Below are 14,984 nucleotides of genomic sequence, written 5' to 3' on the forward strand. Positions count from 1 at the left end.
GGAATACTAGACTATTGAGTTTGATATTTATACAGTACCGCCAGGTACATTAATTAACCTCGAGGTCGCCCGCAATGCGCAGCACGCTTGGCCAGGATGCCCCTACCGCTGCCCGACTCGCGATCGCCGCGATGCTCGCCCTGTCGACCCTGGCCCTGGTGGCCTGCGGCAAGGATGCCAAGCCCGAGGAGGAAGCCCGGCCGGTCCTGGTGACCCACCCCGGGGAGTCGAACCAGACCGCTACCGCCTTTGCCGGTGAAGTGCGTGCCCGCGAGGAGAGTCCGCTGTCGTTCCGCGTCGGCGGCAAGCTGATCGAACGCAAGGTCGATGTCGGCGCCCATGTCCGCAAGGGCGACCTGCTGGCGACGCTGGACCCGGGCGATCTGCAGGCGCAGGCACGCGCCGCGCAGGCGCAGCTGACGGCGGCGCAGGCCGAACTCAGCCGCGCCCGGGCCGACCAGGCCCGCTTCACCCGCCTCGCCAATGACCAGCTGGTCAGCCGCTCCACGCTGGATGCGCAGAACGCCGCGACCCAGGCCGCCCAGGAGCAGGTCAACTCCGCCCGCGCCAACCTCGAGGTCGCGCGCAACCAGGCCGCGTACTCGCAATTGCGCGCGCCGGCCGATGGCGTGATCGCCACGCGCAGCGCCGAAGCCGGGCAGGTGGTCGCCGCCGGCCAGGCCGTGTTCTCGCTGGCCGCCGACGGCGTGCGCGAAGTCGCGTTCGCCCTTCCAGAAGGCATCGTGTCCGACATCAAGCCCGGTCAGCCGGTGCTGGTGGAATCGTGGTCGCAGACCGGAAAGCGCTGGCCCGGCCGCATCCGCGAGATTTCGCCCGCCGCCGATCCGGCCTCGCGCACGTACGCGGCGCGGATCAGCGTCGATGCGCCGGAAGGTGCGCTCGAACTGGGCCAGAGCGCGCGCGTCTACCTGCCGGGCGATGGCCAGGGCGGGTTGAGCGTGCCGCTGGCGGCGGTGCAGCGCGGCGCCAACGGCAGCGCGGTGTTCGTGGTCGACCCGAAGACGTCGACGCTGAAGCTGCAGCCGGTGCAGACCGGCCCGTTCGGCGAGGATCGCGTGCCGGTGATCAGCGGCATCGACGCCGATGACTGGGTGGTCGCGGCCGGTGGTCATCTGCTGCGCGTCGGCCAGAAAGTGCAGCCGGTCGATCGCGACAACCGTCCCGTGGCGGCGAACTGAGCCATGCGCTTCAATCTCTCCGAGTGGGCCCTGCGTCATCGCAGCCTCATCATCTACGCGATGCTGGTGTGCGCCATCGCCGGCACGTTCTCGTACCTGCGCCTGGGGCGCAGCGAGGATCCCTCGTTCACCTTCAAGGTGATGGTCATCCGCACGCTGTGGCCCGGCGCCACGGCCGAAGAGGTCTCGCGCCAGGTCACCGAGCGCGTCGAGAAGAAGCTGATGGAGACCGGCCAGTACGAGTTCATCCGCTCGTACTCGCGCGCCGGAGAATCGCAGGTGATGTTCATCGCCAAGGATTCGCTGCGCTCCAAGGACATCGGCCCGCTGTGGTACCAGGTGCGCAAGAAGATCGGCGACATCCGCCCGACCTTGCCCAGCGACGTCGTCGGGCCGTTCTTCAATGACGAGTTCGGCGACACTTTCGGCAACATCTACGCGCTGACCGGCAAGGGCTTCGACTACGCCGTGCTCAAGGACTACGCCGAGCGCGTGCAACTTGCGCTGCAGTCGCAACCCGACGTCGGCAAGATCGAACTGTTCGGGGTGCAGGACGAAAAGGTCTGGATCGAGCTGTCGAACGTCAAGCTGGCCACGCTCGGCATCCCGGCCTCGGCGGTGCAGCAGGCGCTGGACGAGCAGAACGCGATGGTGCCGGCCGGTTTCTTCGAGACCGGCAGCACGCGCGTGCCGCTGCGCGTGGGCGGCAAGTTCAAGACCGTCGAGGAGATCCGCGAATTTCCGATCCGCGTCGGCGACCGCACCTTCCGCCTCGGCGACGTCGCCGACGTGCGCCGTGGCTTCTCCGACCCGCCGGCGCCGCGCATGCGCTTCATGGGCGAGGACGCGATCGGGATAGGGGTCGCGATGAAGGAGGGTGGCGACATCCTCAAGCTCGGCAAGACCCTGGAAGGCGAGTTCGACAAGCTGCAGAAGACGCTGCCGGCAGGCATGCAGCTGCGCAAGGTCGCCGACCAGCCGGCTGCCGTCGAGGAATCGGTGGGCGAGTTCATCAAGGTGCTGACCGAGGCGGTCGCCATCGTGCTGCTGGTGAGCTTCTTCTCGCTCGGCCTGCGCACCGGCCTGGTGGTGGCGCTGTCGATCCCGCTGGTGCTGGCGATGACCTTCGCGGTGATGTCGTTCTTCGACGTCGGCCTGCACAAGATCTCGCTGGGTGCGCTGGTGCTGGCGCTGGGCCTGCTCGTCGACGACGCGATCATCGCGGTGGAGATGATGGCCATCAAGATGGAGCAGGGCTTCAGCCGGTTGAAGGCGGCCGCGTTCGCCTGGGAAAGCACCGCGTTCCCGATGCTGACCGGCACCCTGATCACCGCCGCGGGTTTCCTGCCGATCGCCACCGCGCGCTCGAGCACCGGCGAGTACACGCGCTCGCTGTTCGAGGTGGTCACCATTGCACTGGTGGTGTCGTGGATCGCCGCGGTGGCGTTCATTCCGTTCCTCGGCGACAAGCTGCTGCCGGACTACGGGCATGCCGCGGCGCCGCCGAAGCCCGGCTCGCTGCCGGCGCGCTGGCACGGTTTCCGTGAACGCCTGGCCGATCGCTTCCCGGCGTTCCACGACTACCTCGCGCCGAAGCCGCCGATCGACGGGCACGTCCACGATCCGTACGCGAGCAGGTTCTATACGCGTTTCCGCAGCTGGGTCACGTTCTGCGTGCGCCGCCGCTGGCTGGTCATCGGCATCACGGTTGCCGCGTTCGTCGCGGCGGTATTCGCCTTCCGCTTCGTGCCGCAGCAGTTCTTCCCGGATTCGACCCGGCCGGAGCTGATGGTCGATGTCGAACTGGCCGAAGGCAGCTCGTTGCGCGCCACCGCCGAGCAGTCCGAGCACCTCGAGAAGATCCTCGCCGGCCGCAAGGATCTGGCGAGCTATGTCTCCTACGTCGGCACCGGCTCGCCGCGTTACTACCTGCCGCTGGACCAGCAACTGCCGGCGGCGAACTTCGCCCAGTTCGTGCTGACACCGAAGAGCCTGGAGGCGCGCGAGGACATCCGCCACTGGTTGATCGAGGACGTGTTCAAGCGCTTCCCGGACCTGCAGATGCGGGTGACGCGACTGGAGAACGGCCCGCCGGTTGGCTATCCGGTGCAGTTCCGCGTCTCCGGCGAGCACATCGACCAGGTGCGGAAGATCGCCTACCAGGTGCAGCAGAAGATCCGCGCCAACGCGCATGTGGTCAACGTCAACTTCGACTGGGACGAGCCCAACAAGGTGGTGCGCCTGGTCGTCGACCAGGAGCGTGCGCGCGCGCTGGGCGTGAGCTCGGCGCGTCTGGCGCAGTTCCTGTCGAGTTCGCTGTCGGGATCGCACGTCAGCACCTACCGCGAGGGCAACGAGCTGGTCGAGATGCTGTTGCGCGGTCCGGCCGAGGAGCGCCTGCGCCTGGAGATGCTCAGCAGCCTGATGGTGCCGACGCAAAGCGGCCAGAGCGTGCCGCTGACCCAGATCGCCACGCTCGAATACGGTTTCGAGGAAGGCATCATCTGGCATCGCGACCGCAGCCCGACCATGACCGTGCGCGCCGACATCTACGACGGCACGCAGCCGGCGACGGTGACCGCGCAGATCTCGCCGACCCTGGATGAGTTGCGCGCCAAGCTGCCCTACGGCTACTCGATCGATGTCGGCGGCAGCGTCGAGGACTCCGCGCGTGGGCAGAACTCGATCGTCGCCGGCGTGCCGCTGTTCCTGTTCGTGGTGTTCACGTTGCTGATGGTGCAGCTGCGCAGTTTCTCGCGCAGCTTCATGGTGCTGCTGACCGCGCCGCTGGGATTGATCGGCGTGACGCTGTTCCTGCTGGTGTTCCGGGTGCCGTTCGGATTTGTCGCGATGCTCGGCACGATCGCGCTGGCGGGCATGATCATGCGCAACTCGGTGATCCTGGTCGACCAGATCGAGCACGACATCGGCGCCGGCGCGGAGCACTGGCAGGCCATCGTCGAAGCCACCGTGCGCCGCTTCCGGCCGATCGTGCTGACTGCGCTGGCGGCCATCCTGGCGATGATCCCACTGTCGCGCAGCGCCTTCTTCGGGCCGATGGCGGTGGCGATCATGGGCGGCCTGACGGTGGCGACATTCCTGACGCTGCTGTTCCTGCCGGCGCTGTACGCGGCGTGGTTCCGGGTGAAGGCGCCCGCTTAGCGAAGGGCGCCTACCAGCCCCACGGTGCCGGCGGCGCCGGCACCGGCCGGGTCAGGTCGAACTCGATGCGGAACCGCCGGCCCGGGCGCGAGCGTTCGTAGGCGGCGATCCGGCCCGGCTCGATCTCCAGCGTCCAGACATTGCTGAGCAGGTCGCTGCGCTCGTTGCGCTGGAACAGCGCCTTGGACTGTGCGTCGATCGGAAACACCTGGCGGGTGGAGCTGCCGCTGTCGACCGTCTTTCCGCCGTACATCGACAGGATGTCCTCGCCACCGTCGCGATGGCGACGGTCGTGGTCGAGGGTGATGCCGGATTTCGTGCGTGTCAGCAACAGCGTGCGCGAGTGGTCGTCGCCAACGTGGAAAGGGATGGCGATGCGGTCGTGCTCGCACTGGCGCACGTGCATGATCAGCGCCTTGCCGGCGAACGGCGCACCCGGCGTCGGCGGCTCGTCGATCACGATCCGTCCGACGAACGCCTTGCCGCACAGGGTCTGCAGATTGGCGAAGAAGGCGTCCGCGGGCTGTTGCCGCTCGCCGCCGGAGGCAGGCGGCGTCTCCTGCCTGGTCCACGCGGAGTGACACCCCGACAGGACCAGCGCGGTGGCAATGGCTGCGGCAGCGAGGCTGAGGATGCGCGTCATGCGCGCACCCTAGCTGCGGGGATGTGACTGCGTGATCACGCTGGCGGCGCCAGGCAATCGGCCAACGGAACCTTCAGTCGCGCATCACGACCGGCTCACATTCGATCTGCAGCTGCGCCAGTACCGCCGCCGTCGCCGCCTGGGTGCCGACGCCACGTCCGGCTGCGGCGATGTCGGCGGTGAACACCCCGGCGTCGAGCGCCGCCCCGACCGCCTTCTCGATGCAACGCGCCTCGCTTTCCAGCCCCAGCGAGTGGCGCAGCAGCAGCGCCGTGCTGAGGATCGTGGCGTAGGGATTGGCGATGCCGCGGCCGGCGATGTCCGGCGCGGAGCCGTGGATCGGCTCGTAAAGTCCGACCCGACCCTCTCCGAGCGATGCCGACGGCAGCAGTCCCAGCGAACCGGCCAGCATCGAGGCCTCGTCGGTGAGGATGTCGCCGAACATGTTCTCGGTGACGATCACGTCGTACTCGCGCGGCTTGGCCAGCAGGTGCATGGCCATCGAATCGACCAGCTGGTGCTCGAGGGTGATGTCGGCGAACTCGTCGCGAACCACGCGCGTCGTCACTTCCCGCCACAACCGCGAAGTCTCCAGCACATTGGCCTTGTCGACCGAGGTGACGTGCCCACGACGCTCGCGCGCCAGTGCGCACGCGCGGCGGACCACACGCTCGATCTCGGCGACGGTGTACTCGCACAGGTCGCTGGCCGAGGTGTCGCTGCGTTGCTTGCTGCCGAAGTAGATGCCGCCGGTCAGTTCGCGCACCACCACCAGGTCGACACCGTTGAGCAGGTGCGGCTTGATCGGCGATGCGCCGAGCGCGGCCGGATGTGGCTTCACCGGTCGCAGGTTGGCGTACAGGCCCAGGGCTTTGCGGATCGCCAGCAATCCCTGTTCGGGGCGGACAGCCGCCTTGGGATCGGACCATTTCGGTCCGCCCACGGCGCCCAGCAATACCGCATCGGCACGCTGCGCGGCCGCCAGGGTTTCAGGCGGCAGCGGCGAGCCGGTGGCGTCGATCGCGGCGCCGCCGATCAGGTGCTGTTCGAAGCGGAAACTGTGGCCGTAGCGTTGCGCGACGGCGCGCAGCACCTCGACCGCGGCGGCGGTGACCTCCGGGCCAATGCCGTCGCCGGGCAGAACGACGATGTCAGCTTGCATGGGCGAACTCCTGGTGGGATGGCGACTGGCGTTGCGATTCGAAGCCGGTGATGGCCGCGTCCTGGCGCAGCAGGTAGCCGAGCTGGTCGACGCCTTCGAGCAGGCAGGTGCGGGCGAACGCATCGAGCGGGAACTCGACGCGGCTGCCGCCGGGCAGCACCACGCAGCGTTCGGCCACCTCGATGCGCAGCTCGATGCCAGGCCTGTCGAGCAGTTCGTCAACGACGGCCTCGTCGAGCACGATCGGCAGCAGGCCGTTCTTCAATGCGTTGCTGCGGAAGATGTCGGCGATCTCGGCGCTGATCACCGCGCGCAGGCCGAGGTCGGCCAGTGCCCACGGTGCATGCTCTCGCGATGAGCCGCAGCCGAAGTTGCGACCGGCGACGAGGATCGCGGCGCGGGCATTCTCGGCCCGGTTGAACGCGAACTCCGGGTTCAGCGAACCGTCGGCCAGGCGCCGCCAGTCGTTGAAGGCGAACTGGCCCAGGCCCTGGCGCTGGGTGGTGGTCAGGAACCGCGCCGGGATGATCTGGTCGGTGTCGATGTTGCGCTCGCGCAGGACGACGGTGCGCGAAGTGAGTTCGGTAAAGGGGCGCATCAGGCCACCTCCATGATGTCGGTGGGCGTGGCCGGTGCGGTGGTCAGGTACGGGCGCGGGTCGGTGATTTCGCCGGCGACCGCGCAGGCCGCGGCGGTCAGCGGCGAGGCCAGTACCGTGCGCGCGCCCTTGCCCTGGCGGCCCTCGAAATTGCGGTTGCTGGTCGACACCGCAAGCTGCCCCGGACCGACCAGGTCGCCGTTCATGGCGATGCACATCGAGCACCCGGGCTCGCGCCATTCCGCGCCGGCGGCCCGTACGACCTGGTCGATGCCCTCGGCCTCGGCCTCGCGCTTGACCTGTTCCGAGCCCGGCACCACCAGCATGCGCACGCGGGGATGCACACGGCGGCCACGCAGCACGCTCGCGGTTTCGCGCAGGTCCGACAGGCGCGAATTGGTGCAGCTGCCGACGAAGACGACATCGACCGGGCGACCGGCCAGCGCCGCGCCGGCCTGCCAGCCCATGTAGTCGCGCGCCTTGGCCTCGTCGCCGCCGCTGCCGGAAGGCACGTGAGCAGCGATGGCGGCGACCTGGCCGGGGTGGGTGCCCCAGGTCACCGTGGGCTGGATGTCGGCGGCATCGATCCGCACTTCGCGGTCGAAGCGGGCACCGGCGTCGCTGTGGAATTGCCGCCATTGCGCAATGGCCGCATCGAAGTCGGCGCCTTGCGGTGCGCGCGGGCGCCCGCGCAGGTAATCGAAAGTGACGTCGTCCGGTGCGACCAGACCGGCGCGGGCACCGGCCTCGATCGACATGTTGCACACCGTCATCCGCTGCTCCATCGACAGCGCACGGACCGTGGAGCCGCGGTACTCGATGACATGGCCGGTGCCGCCGTTGACGCCGATCACGCCGATCACGTGCAGGATCAGGTCCTTGGCGCTGACGCCTGGTGCAAGCGCACCGTCGATGATGATCGACAGCGTCTTCGCCTTGCGCTGCAGCAGGCACTGCGTCGCCAGCACATGGCCGACTTCGCTGGTGCCGATGCCGAACGCCAGCGCGCCGAATGCGCCGTGGGTGGCGGTGTGGCTGTCGCCGCAGACGATGGTCTGGCCGGGCTGGGTCAGGCCCAGCTCCGGTCCCATCACGTGGACGATGCCGCGCTGCGGGCTGTCGTAGTCGAACAGCTCGACACCGAACTGCGCGCAGTTCTCACGCAGCCGCTCGACCTGCGCGCGCGCTTCGTCGTTGACGTACGGTTGCTGACCATCGGCGCCGGCCGGCAGCGTCGGCGTGGAGTGGTCGAGCGTACCCTTGGTGCGCTCCGGGCGACGCACCGCCAGGCCGCGCTCGGCGAGTTCGGCGAAGGCCTGTGGCGTGGTGACTTCGTGGATCAGGTGCAGGTCGATGTAGAGCGTCGCCGGCGCGGTCTCGCTCTCGGGCGTGACGACGTGGGCGTCCCACAGTTTGTCGAACAAGGTTCTGGGTGCGTGGCTGGTCATTGGCTGGCTTGTAGGTGTGTTTTCAAAGCCCTTCTCCCGCATGCGGGAGAGGGTTGGGATGGGGGCGTTCTTGCGCTAGGCGATCGCAGCCGTCCTGCGCTCGGGCTCCACCTCGCCGGCCGCTCGCGTGCGCGTCACCCGGTTGGCGATATCCAGCCATGCCAGCGCGCTGGCCTCGAGGATGTCGGTGCTGGTGGCGGACCCGGTGACCTCGACGCCGTCGACGCGGGCGATCAGGCTGGCCTGTCCCTGCGCGTCGTCGCCGGTGGTGACGCTCGATACCTGGTAGCTGTCGATCTCCAGCGCCAGTCCGGTCGCGCGCGCAAGCGCGGCGAACAGCGCATGCACCGGGCCATCGCCCACTGCCGCTTCGCTGACAGTCGCGCCGTCGGCGTCCACCAGCTGCACGCTGGCGGTCGGCAGGCTGTCCTGGTTCACACCCGTGCTGACGTGCAGGCGGGTGAGGCGATGGCCGCGGGCCGCGCGCGCATCGGCGCCGAGCACGAGCGCCTCCAGGTCGGCGTCGAATACTTCGCGCTTCTTCTCGGCCAGCGCCTTGAAGCCGGCGAACACCGAGTTGAGTTGTACTTCGTCGAGGGCGAAGCCCAGTGTCTGCAGGCGGTCGCTCAGCGCGGCGCGGCCGCTGTGGCGGCCCATCACCATCTGCGACTGCGCCCAGCCGACATCCTCCGGACGCATGATCTCGTACGTGCCGCGGTGCTTGAGCATGCCGTGCTGGTGGATGCCCGATTCGTGCGCGAACGCGTTCTGGCCGACCACGGCCTTGTTGCGCTGCACCGACATGCCGGTGATGCGCGACAACAGGCGCGAGGTCGGCACCAGTCGGCGGCTGTCGATGCGGGTCTGCGCGCCGTAATACTCGCCACGCACGCGCAGCGCCATCACCAGTTCCTCGAGCGCGCAGTTGCCGGCGCGCTCGCCGATGCCGTTGATGGTGCATTCGACCTGGCGCGCGCCGCCTTCGATTGCGGCCAGCGAGTTGGCGACGGCCAGGCCGAGGTCGTTGTGGCAGTGCGCGGAGAACACGGCCTGGTCGGCGCCCGCCACATTCGCGCGCAGGTACTCGAACAGCGCACGGATCTCGCTGGGCGTGGTGTAGCCGACGGTGTCGGGGATGTTCAGCGTGCGCGCGCCGGCGGCCACTGCGGCGCTGCAGATCTGCGCGAGGAACTCCGGCTCGGTGCGCAGCGCGTCCTCGGCCGAGAACTCGACGTCGTCGGCATGCCTGCGTGCAAGTTCGACGCCCATGACCGCGCGTTCGAGCACCTGTTCGCGGCTTAGTCCGAGCTTGTGCTCGCGGTGCAGCGGGCTGGTCGAGATGAAGACATGGATGCGTGGGGCCAGTGCGCCTTCGAGCGCACGTGCGCAGGCTTCGATGTCGCCCTCGTGGCAACGCGCCAGCGTCGCCACGGTGGCGCCACGCACTTCGCGGGCTATGGCGCGCACGGCGCCCATGTCGGCCTCGGAGCTGGCCGGGAATCCGGCCTCGATCACGTCCACACCCAGTTCCGACAGCGCATGTGCGAAGCGAAGCTTCTGCGCCGGCGTCATGCTGCAGCCGGGCGACTGCTCGCCGTCGCGCAGGCTGGTGTCAAAGATGCGGATCCTGGAGGCCGGTACTCGGGATGCGGGGTCGTTCATGCGGTGAGCTCCTCGTTGCGGATGCGCACGGCAACGGCGCGAATGGGTGGGTTGGATTGGGTGGCGCTTCGGAGCGAGACGATGGCCGGCTCCAGTGACGCCTGCGCTGGCTGCTCGCGATGGCGGCGGCGCGGACGTCGCGGCGCACGCGGGCGGACTTCGGAAAGCAGTTGCGCCAGCACGCCGGCATCGAGGTTGCCGCCGGAGACCACCGCGCACTTGCGCTTGCCGGCAACGCGACGCCCGGCGGCCAGGGCCAGCGCGCCGGCGCCTTCGGCGATGACGTGTTCTTCCAGGGCCAGGCGAACCAGGGTTTCGCGCAGCTCGGCCTCGCGCACCACGACCACGTCGTCGAGGTACTGCGCCAGCAGCTGGCGGGTCAGCTGGCCCGGCACCTTGACGCGCACGCCGTCGGCCAGCGTCGCTGCCGGTTCGCGCAATGTGTTGTCGCCGCGCAGCGCGCGCAGCATCGAATCGACGCCCTCGACCTGGGCGCCGATCACGCGCACACCCTGGGACTTCAACGCCAGCACCACGCCGGAGGCCAGGCCGCCGCCGCCAATGGGCACCAGCACCACGTCCGGGGCCAGCGCGGCCAGCTCCAGGCCGACCGTGCCCTGGCCGGCGATCACGTCGGGATCGTCGAACGCCGACAGCACGCGGTAGTCGTTCTGCAGGGCCAGTTCGGCGGCGAATGCCTTGGCCTCGTCGTAGCTGTCGCCGTGCAGGCGCACCGTCGCGCCCCAATGGGCGACGCCGGCGATCTTGGTCTGCGGCGCGCAGCGCGGCATCACCGTGATCGCCTGCACGCCGAGCCGATAGGCCGCCCAGGCCAGGCCCTGTGCATGGTTGCCAGCGGACGCGGCGATGACCGTGCGATGGTCGCCGCGTTCGCGCGCAGCCAGCAGCGCGTTGAGTGCGCCGCGCACCTTGTAGGAGCCGGTGCGCTGCAGGTTCTCCAGCTTCAGCCAGCAGCCGAAGCGCTCGGCGTAGTGGAGCGGGGTCGGCGGCAGGTAGCGGCGCAGGCGTGCCTGCGCGGCCAGCACATCGCCTGCGTCCACGGTCTGTGCATGGGAGATGGCCTCTACGTGGCTTACGTCGCCGTCCATGGCATCAGACCGCCGTCAACCAGCCGGCATGCGCCGGCTCTTCACCACGAACCACGCGCGCATACAGCGCCGAGATCTCGCGCGTCACCGGGTTGTCGCCGAACTCGCGACGGTCGAGCGCGCTGATCGGCGCCGCCTCGGCGGCCGTGCCGCAGACGAACACTTCGTCGGCATCGAGCAGCTCGTGATGGGTGACCGCGCGCGACTGCGCTCCGGTGAGCCTGATCAGCGTGTCGCGGGTGATGCCCGGCAGCGCGTCGCGGTGCTCGACGGCAGTGACCTGGCTGTTGCGGACCATGAACACATTGGCTCCGGTGCACTCGACCACGTTGCCGTCGTCGTCGACGAACAGCGCCTCGTCGAAGCCGCGCGACTTGGCTTCGCGCTTGGCCAGGATCGAGTTGACGTAGCCACCGCACAGTTTCAGCGGCGGCAGCGCGCTGGCCGGATTGCGCCGCCACGGAGACACCGTCAGGCGGGTGCGGTCGCCGGCCAGGTGCACGCGCTGGGCCATCGTCGCGACCATGAAGTGCTGGGTCAGCAGCGACACGTCCAGACCGATCGAGCCGGTACCGAACCACGCCAGCGGGCGGATATAGGCGTCGCGGTGGTCATTGGCGCGCAGCGTTTCCAGCGTCGCCTCGAAGGCGCGGTCGATGTCGAAGTCCAGGCCGATCAGCTCGGCGCCCTTGCGCATGCGCTGCAGATGCTCGGTCAGGCGGAACACGGCGGCGCCGTTGCGCGTGGCGTAGCTGCGGATGCCTTCGAACACGCCGGTGCCGTAATGCATGGCATGCGTGGTCAGCGGCGCCTGCAACGCGTCGGCGCTGGCCAGTTCGCCATCGAACCACAGCATCGGGGTCGTATCGGTCGGAGTCTGGCGACGACGCGCGTCGTCCAGCATCGACAGCGGCATGGCGGTGCCGCGCTGGCGCGTGCCCTGTTGACTCTCGGTGACGGTCATTGACACGGCGACACCTCCACCGAGAGGCAGTCGTAAAGCTTGGCGAGCTGGGTCTGCAGGCTGGTGTCGGCGCGATCGCCTTCGACGGTCAGGCGCAGGTACCAGCGGTCACCGTCGGGCTGTGCCTCGCCATCGACGGCAAGCGGGCGGAAGCCGCGACGTTCGGCGGCGCCAAGTACACGCGCCAGCGCACCTTCGGCCTGACGCAGGGTGAGATCAAGCTGGTATCGCATGGCGGGGGTCCTCGGCGGTGGGGGTGGCAATGGCATTGCGCGCGTCCGCTTCCGGATCGAGCATCTGCGCGTTGTTGTGGTTGGGCGGCACCAGCGGCCACACGTTCGCGGCCTGGTCGATGGCCACGTGCAGCAGCGCCGGGCCGGGCGCGGCCAGCAGCTGTTGCAGGGCGTCCTCGACGCCATCGGCGCGATCGACGTGCAGCGCCTGCACGCCGAAGGCGGCGGCAACGGCGACGAAATCGGGGTTGTCGGACAGGTCGATCTCGGAATAGCGGCGCTCGAAGAACAGCTCCTGCCACTGCCGGACCATGCCCAGCGCCTGGTTGTCGAGCAGCACTATCTTCACCGGCAGCCCGTAGCGGCGCAGCGTCGCCAGCTCCTGCACGTTCATCAGGAACGACCCGTCGCCGCTGACGCACACGACCTGCGCCGACGGCTCCTGCATCTGCGCGCCGATCGCCGCAGGCAGGCCGAAGCCCATCGCGCCGAGCGCGCCGCTGGTCAGGTGCTGGCGCGGATGCTTCATGCGCCAGTGCTGGGCGACCCACATCTGGTGTTGGCCGACGTCGCAGGCGACGACGGCGTTGGGCGCCAGCTCCGACAGGCGCTTGAGCAGCGCCGGCGCGTAGACCGTTTCACCGGGCGCGTCGTAGCGCGCGGCATGGTCGCGTGCGCGCTGCTGGCAGGTCGCGCGCCAGGCGCGGCGGGCGATGCCGTTGCGGCCATGCAGGTGCGCCGCGCACGGCAGGGTCAGCGCGGTCAGCGTGGTGCCGATGTCGCCGCGCACGCCGACGTCGGCATGGCGCAACTTGCCGATCTCGCAGGCGTCCAGGTCCATATGGACGACGCGTGCGTTCGGTGCGAACTCGGCCAGCTTGCCGGTGGCGCGGTCGTCGAAGCGGGCGCCGACGACGATCAGCAGGTCGGCTTCCTGCACCGCCAGGTTGGCGGCACGGCTGCCGTGCATGCCGAGCATGCCCAGGTTCAATGCGTGGCCCGACGACAAGGCGCCCAGGCCTTTCAATGTCAGCACCGTCGGGATCTGGGTGGCATCGACGAAGGTGCGGAACGCCGCCACGGCATCGCCCAGTGCGATGCCGCCACCGCCATAGACCAGCGGCCGCTGCGCCTGCGAGATCAACGCCAGCGCCGCGTGCAGCGAGGCGTCCATCGGCGCCTCCACGTCGTCGATCTGCGCCGGCACGTGCGTCGGCAACTGCGAGGCATCGCCGAACTGCACGTCCTTGGGCAGGTCGATCAGCACCGGCCCCGGGCGACCGGAGCGGGCGATGCGGAAGGCCTCGGTGACCATCCGCGGCAGGTCTTCGACCCGCCGCGGCAGAAAGCTGTGCTTGACGATCGGCATGGTCATGCCGAACACGTCCAGCTCCTGGAAGGCATCCGTGCCCATCAGCGCGGTCGGCACCTGGCCGGTGATGACCACCATCGGCACCGAGTCGAGCATCGCGTCGGCGATGCCCGTCACCAGGTTCGAGGCGCCAGGACCGGAGGTGGCGACGCATACACCGACCCGCCCACTTGCTCGTGCATAGCCATTGGCCGCGAATGCCGCGCCCTGTTCGTGGCGGACCAGCACATGGCGCAGGTCCGACCCGTGCAGGGCGTCGTAGAAGGGCATGATCGCGCCGCCCGGGTAGCCGAAGAGCGTGTCGACGCCTTCGGCCACCAGAGCCTGCACCAGCCAGCGGGCACCGTTCATCACGCGGCCTCGGTCTGCGCCGGGCGCGCGGTGGCGGCTGCTGCCTGCTGCTGTGGCGATGCCAGCCACTTCATGTTGGCGCGCAGCTTCTTGCCGACGGCCTCGATCGGATGGTCGAGGTCGGCCTGCTTGAGCGCCTTGTAGTTGGCGTTGCCGGCCGCGTACTCGGCGATCCATTGGCGCGCGAACGTGCCGTCCTGGATTTCGGTCAGCACCTTCTTCATCTGCGCGCGCGTGTTGTCGTCGACGACGTAGGTGCCGCGGGTGAGCGCGCCGTACTGCGCGGTCTCGCTGATGAACTCGTGCATGCGGGTGATGCCGCCTTCGTAGAACAGGTCGACGATCAGCTTCAGTTCGTGCAGGCACTCGTAGTAGGCGACTTCCGGTTGATAACCGGCTTCGACCAGCGTTTCCCAGCCGGCCTGGACCAGCTTGGTCGCGCCGCCGCAGAGCACGGCCTGCTCGCCGAACAGGTCGGTCTCGGTCTCTTCCTTGAAGGTGGTCTGGATGGCGTTCTGGCGTGCGCCGCCGATGCCGGCGCAGTAGGTCAGCGCCAGCTGCTCGGCGTTGCCGCTGCGGTCCTGGTGGACGGCGTAGACCGAAGGAACGCCGCGGCCGATCTCGTACTCGCGACGCACCAGCGCGCCCGGGCCCTTGGGCGCGACCAGCACCACATCGAGGTCCTCGCGCGGCGTGATCTGGCCGTAGTGGACGTTGAAGCCGTGCGCGAACAGCAGGCAGGCGCCCGGCGCGATGTTTGGCTCGATCACTTCGCCGTAGAGCTGCGGCTGGACCATGTCCGGGGTGAGCACGGCAACGAGCTGCGCGCCCTTGACCGCCTCGGCCGGCGTGGTGACGGTGAAGCCGTCGGCCCTGGCCTTGATCTCGGTCGGGCCGCCCGGTCGCAGGCCGATGGTGACGTCGAAACCGGAGTCGCGCAGGTTCAGTGCATGGGCGCGGCCCTGGCTGCCGTAACCGACGATGGCGACGCGGGGTTTGGAGCTGGTGGTCATTGCAAAGTCCTTGTGGTGTTCACGAGCGGGATTGGAGGGAGCAGATGAAGGGCAGGGACGAACGACTT

Annotated in this window: 12 protein-coding genes; 2 read left to right on the forward strand and 10 right to left on the reverse strand. The window is 69.0% G+C overall.

Translation table 11 applies throughout. From position 1 onward, the window contains the following. The first annotated feature begins 131 nt into the window (after positions 1 to 131). Positions 132 to 1,199, forward strand: a complete 1,068-nt coding sequence (locus tag AB4Y64_RS11790) for an efflux RND transporter periplasmic adaptor subunit (RefSeq protein ID WP_441816687.1) — start codon at positions 132 to 134, stop codon at positions 1,197 to 1,199. A 3-nt stretch (positions 1,200 to 1,202) separates the two neighbouring features. After that, complete coding sequence (locus tag AB4Y64_RS11795; RefSeq protein ID WP_441816635.1) at positions 1,203 to 4,361, forward strand: efflux RND transporter permease subunit; 3,159 nt, start codon at positions 1,203 to 1,205, stop codon at positions 4,359 to 4,361. A 10-nt stretch (positions 4,362 to 4,371) separates the two neighbouring features. Here AB4Y64_RS11795 and AB4Y64_RS11800 read toward each other — a convergent pair whose 3' ends face one another. From AB4Y64_RS11800 to ilvC, 10 genes are all read right to left on the reverse strand, one after another. Beyond that, positions 4,372 to 5,004: a hypothetical protein gene (locus AB4Y64_RS11800; RefSeq protein WP_441816636.1), complete on the reverse strand. Its 633-nt coding sequence runs from the start codon at positions 5,002 to 5,004 to the stop codon at positions 4,372 to 4,374. Positions 5,005 to 5,077: 73 nt separating this feature from the next. After that, entirely contained in the window at positions 5,078 to 6,166 is a 1,089-nt protein-coding gene (gene leuB / locus AB4Y64_RS11805; RefSeq protein ID WP_441816637.1) for a 3-isopropylmalate dehydrogenase, read from the reverse strand. Beyond that, on the reverse strand, positions 6,156 to 6,764 hold the full coding sequence (gene leuD, locus AB4Y64_RS11810) for a 3-isopropylmalate dehydratase small subunit (RefSeq protein ID WP_441816638.1): 609 nt from the start codon (positions 6,762 to 6,764) through the stop codon (positions 6,156 to 6,158). Before leuD ends, leuB begins: the two co-directional genes overlap by 11 nt. Further along, positions 6,764 to 8,212: a 3-isopropylmalate dehydratase large subunit gene (gene leuC / locus AB4Y64_RS11815; RefSeq protein ID WP_441816639.1), complete on the reverse strand. Its 1,449-nt coding sequence runs from the start codon at positions 8,210 to 8,212 to the stop codon at positions 6,764 to 6,766. Before leuC ends, leuD begins: the two co-directional genes overlap by 1 nt. Before the next feature lie 75 nt (positions 8,213 to 8,287). Then, complete coding sequence (locus AB4Y64_RS11820; protein WP_441816640.1) at positions 8,288 to 9,874, reverse strand: 2-isopropylmalate synthase; 1,587 nt, start codon at positions 9,872 to 9,874, stop codon at positions 8,288 to 8,290. Continuing rightward, on the reverse strand, positions 9,871 to 10,983 hold the full coding sequence (locus AB4Y64_RS11825; RefSeq protein ID WP_441816641.1) for a threonine dehydratase: 1,113 nt from the start codon (positions 10,981 to 10,983) through the stop codon (positions 9,871 to 9,873). Before AB4Y64_RS11825 ends, AB4Y64_RS11820 begins: the two co-directional genes overlap by 4 nt. 4 nt (positions 10,984 to 10,987) lie before the next feature. After that, positions 10,988 to 11,947, reverse strand: a complete 960-nt coding sequence (locus AB4Y64_RS11830) for an aminotransferase class IV (protein WP_441816642.1) — start codon at positions 11,945 to 11,947, stop codon at positions 10,988 to 10,990. After that, a complete protein-coding gene (locus AB4Y64_RS11835) occupies positions 11,944 to 12,180 on the reverse strand; it encodes an ACT domain-containing protein (protein ID WP_200608666.1) in 237 nt (78 codons plus the stop codon). Before AB4Y64_RS11835 ends, AB4Y64_RS11830 begins: the two co-directional genes overlap by 4 nt. Then, positions 12,164 to 13,903, reverse strand: a complete 1,740-nt coding sequence (ilvG, locus tag AB4Y64_RS11840; protein ID WP_441816643.1) for an acetolactate synthase 2 catalytic subunit — start codon at positions 13,901 to 13,903, stop codon at positions 12,164 to 12,166. The genes AB4Y64_RS11835 and ilvG overlap by 17 nt, the downstream gene beginning before the upstream one ends. Continuing rightward, complete coding sequence (ilvC, locus tag AB4Y64_RS11845; RefSeq protein ID WP_441816644.1) at positions 13,903 to 14,916, reverse strand: ketol-acid reductoisomerase; 1,014 nt, start codon at positions 14,914 to 14,916, stop codon at positions 13,903 to 13,905. Before ilvC ends, ilvG begins: the two co-directional genes overlap by 1 nt. Between the last annotated feature and the right edge of the window lie 68 nt (positions 14,917 to 14,984).

The sequence above is a fragment of the Lysobacter sp. TAF61 genome (genome assembly GCF_052113485.1).
Taxonomy (GTDB): domain Bacteria; phylum Pseudomonadota; class Gammaproteobacteria; order Xanthomonadales; family Xanthomonadaceae; genus Lysobacter_J.

Coding starts and splice junctions, on each gene's coding strand:
- AB4Y64_RS11795 (WP_441816635.1), top strand. CDS start 1,203: ATGCGCTTCAATCTCTCCGAGTGGGCCCTGCGTCATCGCAGCCTCATC.
- AB4Y64_RS11835 (WP_200608666.1), bottom strand. CDS start 12,180: ATGCGATACCAGCTTGATCTCACCCTGCGTCAGGCCGAAGGTGCGCTG.
- ilvC (WP_441816644.1), bottom strand. CDS start 14,916: ATGACCACCAGCTCCAAACCCCGCGTCGCCATCGTCGGTTACGGCAGC.
- AB4Y64_RS11820 (WP_441816640.1), bottom strand. CDS start 9,874: ATGAACGACCCCGCATCCCGAGTACCGGCCTCCAGGATCCGCATCTTT.
- AB4Y64_RS11825 (WP_441816641.1), bottom strand. CDS start 10,983: ATGGACGGCGACGTAAGCCACGTAGAGGCCATCTCCCATGCACAGACC.
- AB4Y64_RS11830 (WP_441816642.1), bottom strand. CDS start 11,947: ATGACCGTCACCGAGAGTCAACAGGGCACGCGCCAGCGCGGCACCGCC.
- leuC (WP_441816639.1), bottom strand. CDS start 8,212: ATGACCAGCCACGCACCCAGAACCTTGTTCGACAAACTGTGGGACGCC.
- AB4Y64_RS11800 (WP_441816636.1), bottom strand. CDS start 5,004: ATGACGCGCATCCTCAGCCTCGCTGCCGCAGCCATTGCCACCGCGCTG.
- leuB (WP_441816637.1), bottom strand. CDS start 6,166: ATGCAAGCTGACATCGTCGTTCTGCCCGGCGACGGCATTGGCCCGGAG.
- ilvG (WP_441816643.1), bottom strand. CDS start 13,903: ATGAACGGTGCCCGCTGGCTGGTGCAGGCTCTGGTGGCCGAAGGCGTC.
- AB4Y64_RS11790 (WP_441816687.1), top strand. CDS start 132: ATGCTCGCCCTGTCGACCCTGGCCCTGGTGGCCTGCGGCAAGGATGCC.
- leuD (WP_441816638.1), bottom strand. CDS start 6,764: ATGCGCCCCTTTACCGAACTCACTTCGCGCACCGTCGTCCTGCGCGAG.